4 protein-coding genes are annotated in these 3,583 nt (G+C 38.7%); 3 read left to right on the forward strand and 1 reads right to left on the reverse strand.

The features are described from left to right. Positions 1-349: 349 nt before the first annotated feature. Complete coding sequence (locus GQR46_RS17615; RefSeq protein WP_002958889.1) at positions 350-1,210, reverse strand: YicC/YloC family endoribonuclease; 861 nt, start codon at positions 1,208-1,210, stop codon at positions 350-352. A gap of 179 nt (positions 1,211-1,389) precedes the next feature. On the opposite strand from GQR46_RS17615, the gene rph reads away from it, so the two are divergent. Genes rph through GQR46_RS17630 form a run of 3 tightly spaced genes read left to right on the forward strand, consistent with a single transcriptional unit; the run spans position 1,390 to position 3,203 of the window. Then, the gene (rph, locus tag GQR46_RS17620; RefSeq protein ID WP_002958890.1) at positions 1,390-2,103 is read left to right on the forward strand and encodes a ribonuclease PH; all 714 of its coding nucleotides are present in this window, start codon (positions 1,390-1,392) and stop codon (positions 2,101-2,103) included. An 18-nt stretch (positions 2,104-2,121) separates the two neighbouring features. Then, the gene (pyrE, locus tag GQR46_RS17625) at positions 2,122-2,766 is read left to right on the forward strand and encodes an orotate phosphoribosyltransferase (RefSeq protein ID WP_007583381.1); all 645 of its coding nucleotides are present in this window, start codon (positions 2,122-2,124) and stop codon (positions 2,764-2,766) included. Between the two features lie 56 nt (positions 2,767-2,822). Next, positions 2,823-3,203: a diacylglycerol kinase gene (locus GQR46_RS17630; protein WP_007583384.1), complete on the forward strand. Its 381-nt coding sequence runs from the start codon at positions 2,823-2,825 to the stop codon at positions 3,201-3,203. Positions 3,204-3,583: the final 380 nt, after the last annotated feature.

Here is a 3,583-nt window from a genome sequence, read left to right on the forward strand (position 1 = left end):
GCGTAATTATTAGCCTAGCTAATTGTTACCAAAAAGCCCGAGCTTAGCCTCGGGCTTATTAATGTCTAGAATAAAGTGTCATATGAAGGTGGCGCTCTTACTTTAGGCGTAGGTGCGTTGTAGTAACGTTCAGAGCGTAATTATTAGCCTAGCTAATTGTTACCAAAAAGCCTGAGCTTAGTCTCGGGCTTTTTAATGTCTAAAATAAAGAGTGATTTGAAGGTGAGGATTTCACATTAGACGAAGATGCTTGGTAACAACATTCAAAATATCATTATTGGTATTAATAAAAAACCCGAGCCTAGCCCGGGTTTTGATAAGTTATGAATATGCCATAATTGGCTGAAAACTATTCAATATTTTGGATCTGTTCTCTCATTTGTTCAATCAATACTTTTAACTCTACGGCGGCAGTAGTGATGTCACTATTGATAGACTTAGATGCTAGCGTGTTAGCTTCACGATTAAATTCTTGCATCATAAAATCTAGGCGGCGGCCACATGCGCCACCTTTTTTAAGGATTTTTTTAGTTTCTTTAACGTGAGACTTTAAACGATCTAATTCTTCAGCTACATCTTGTTTTTGAGCAAGATAAATAAGTTCTTGTTCAAGGCGTGACTCGTCAATGTTTGCTGTTAAGTCTTCTAGCTTTTGAGCCAGTTTTTCACGCTGCCACTTAGCAATCTCAGGCATATGCGTTTCTACAATTTCTACTTGCTCTAAAATCGCATCAAGGCGGATTGCTATCATTTCTTCAAGGTTTGCACCTTCATCGCCACGAGCTGATTTAAAATCTTCGATTACTTGATCAAGACCAGCAATTAGTGCTGTATTAACGCTATCCATATCAAGTTCTTCAGCTTCCATAACACCAGGCCAACGTAATATATCAACAGGATTAATGTCGCCATTACTTTGCTGTTGAACCCATTTAGCGCTATTTATAAGTTGCTCAGCAAGGGCTTGGTTAATTGATAGCTCACCAACATGGGCAGGATTTGCTACAAACTTTAAAAAAACCTCAACTTTACCGCGTTGTAAGTGTTTGCGTAAACGCTCACGAATAACTGGCTCCATGCCACGAAATTGCTCTGGTGCGCGAATAAATGTTTCAAGGTAACGCTGGTTCACTGAACGAACTTCCCAAGTGCCAGTTCCCCAATCGCCTTTTATTTCGCGACGCGCATAAGCTGTCATACTGTGGATCATGGATATTTTCCTAAATTTATAAATACAATATTACGATGATTATACCGTAACACCGCTTAAGCTCTAGGGAAAATTTAATACACTGAATATTTTGCATACAGCTATTTATTTAAATCAGCATGGTATCTATACCCACATACACTTATAATGTCGCAAATTCTGAATTAAGGGGATCGTCAATGCGTCCAAGCGAAAGAACACCTAATCAAATTAGACCTGTTACATTTACACGTAATTATACTTTGCATGCTGAAGGCTCAGTACTTGTTGAGTTTGGTAACACCAAAGTACTTTGTACAGCTACTGTCGAATCGGGCGTTCCTCGTTTCATGAAAGGTCAGGGTAAAGGTTGGATCAATGCTGAATACGGTATGTTACCGCGAGCAACGCATACGCGTAATGCTCGAGAAGCTGCACGTGGTAAGCAGGGCGGTCGTACTATGGAAATTCAACGTTTAATTGCACGTGCACTGCGTGCTGCTGTTGATTTAAAAGCACTTGGCGAAAACACAATCACCATTGACTGTGATGTAATCCAAGCAGATGGCGGTACACGTACTGCTTCTATAAGTGGTGCATGTGTTGCACTTGTTGATGCGCTAACGCACATGCGTGCAAAGGGTATGATTAATTCAAACCCACTTAAGCATATGATTGCAGCTATTTCAGTAGGTATATACAAAGGCCAAGCAATTAGCGATTTAGAATATATTGAAGATTCAGCAGCAGAAACTGATATGAATGTAATTTTAACCGAAACAGGTAAAATTATAGAAATTCAAGGCACAGCCGAAGGCGAACCTTTCTCGTTTGATGAGCTAGATGAGTTACTTACTTTAGCTAAACATTCTATTCGTGAGATCATTGACGTACAAAAGCAAGCATTAGCATAAATAGGTAGGCCACTAGATATGAAAGATTATCAAAAAGAGTTTATAGAATTTGCTCTAGAGAAGCAGGTATTAAAATTTGGTGAGTTTACTTTAAAGTCAGGGCGCATAAGTCCTTACTTTTTTAATGCCGGTTTGTTTAATACAGGTCGTGACTTAGCACGTTTAGGTCGTTTTTATGCATCAGCATTAGAAGATTCAGCGATAGAGTACGATGTACTATTTGGTCCCGCGTATAAGGGTATCCCAATAGCAACAACGACGGCAGTTGCATTAGCAGATCACCATGATAAAGATGTACCGTACTGTTTTAACCGTAAAGAGAAAAAAGCACACGGTGAAGGAGGTACATTAGTAGGCTCAGAACTCAATGGCAAAATAATGCTAGTTGATGATGTAATTACCGCAGGTACCGCTATTCGTGAGTCCATGGAAATTATTGCACAAAATGGTGCAGACCTTAGTGGTGTTTTAATTGCATTAGATCGCCAAGAAAAAGGTAAAGCCGAGTTATCAGCTATTCAAGAAGTTGAACGCGACTTTAATACCAAAGTAATTTCTATTGTAAAATTAGCAGACCTTATTAGTTACCTTGAAAACCAAGGAACGATGGGCGAGCATTTAGCCTCAGTTAAAGCTTACCGTGATCAATACGGCGTAGCATAAATAAAAAGCCTCGCAGTGCGGGGCTTTATTTTGACCTTCATTCATAGAGTTTATTAATGAAAGATGTATTAAAACCAAATGGCTTAGGCCTCAAACGCGTTTTCAAAGCAACCTATTGCTCCTATCTTGGCTTTAAAGCAGCATTTAAAGAAGAAGCTGCATTTAGACAAGAGCTATTACTAAGCCTTATATTATTCCCCACTTCATTTTGGCTGGCTTCATCATTATTACACTGGGCAATACTAATTAGCTCACTGCTTATTATTCTAATAGTTGAATTGCTAAACTCTGCCATTGAAGCATTAACAGATCGAGTAAGTACAGAATTGCATGTATTGTCAGGTAGAGCCAAAGATATGGGATCTGCAGCCGTAACACTTTCATTAACGATCGTGTTGATCATATGGGGTGTAAGTCTTTATATGAAGATCGTTTAAGCTCACTTTTAATATTAGTGAAGTTTAAACACCTTTAGTTGTTAATAATTTGCTAGTTATGTTGTGTTTTTAACGTGTTTAGCTCAAATACTCAGCGAACAGCACATTATTTCAAGTTTTCTTCAAAAAAGGGTTGATCTGTTTTCGGATCTCCCTATAATGCGACCCCACTGAGACGGGAAACGCCAACGCATAGCGAGGCACGAACAACTCAGAGAGTTAAGTAAAACTTAGATAGAATCTTTTAGAAAGTTTAAATTTAAGTGTTGACAAAAAAATAGGAAAGCGTAATATGCGCAGCCCTAGCGAGATAAAGTTTAACTTTATAATCGCAACGTTCTTTAACAATATAAAGCAATCATCTGTGTGGGCACTCGTAC

The organism is Pseudoalteromonas sp. Z1A6, from assembly GCF_011378745.1.
Taxonomy (GTDB): domain Bacteria; phylum Pseudomonadota; class Gammaproteobacteria; order Enterobacterales; family Alteromonadaceae; genus Pseudoalteromonas; species Pseudoalteromonas arctica.

Coding starts and splice junctions, on each gene's coding strand:
- GQR46_RS17615 (WP_002958889.1), bottom strand. CDS start 1,210: ATGATCCACAGTATGACAGCTTATGCGCGTCGCGAAATAAAAGGCGAT.
- rph (WP_002958890.1), top strand. CDS start 1,390: ATGCGTCCAAGCGAAAGAACACCTAATCAAATTAGACCTGTTACATTT.
- pyrE (WP_007583381.1), top strand. CDS start 2,122: ATGAAAGATTATCAAAAAGAGTTTATAGAATTTGCTCTAGAGAAGCAG.
- GQR46_RS17630 (WP_007583384.1), top strand. CDS start 2,823: ATGAAAGATGTATTAAAACCAAATGGCTTAGGCCTCAAACGCGTTTTC.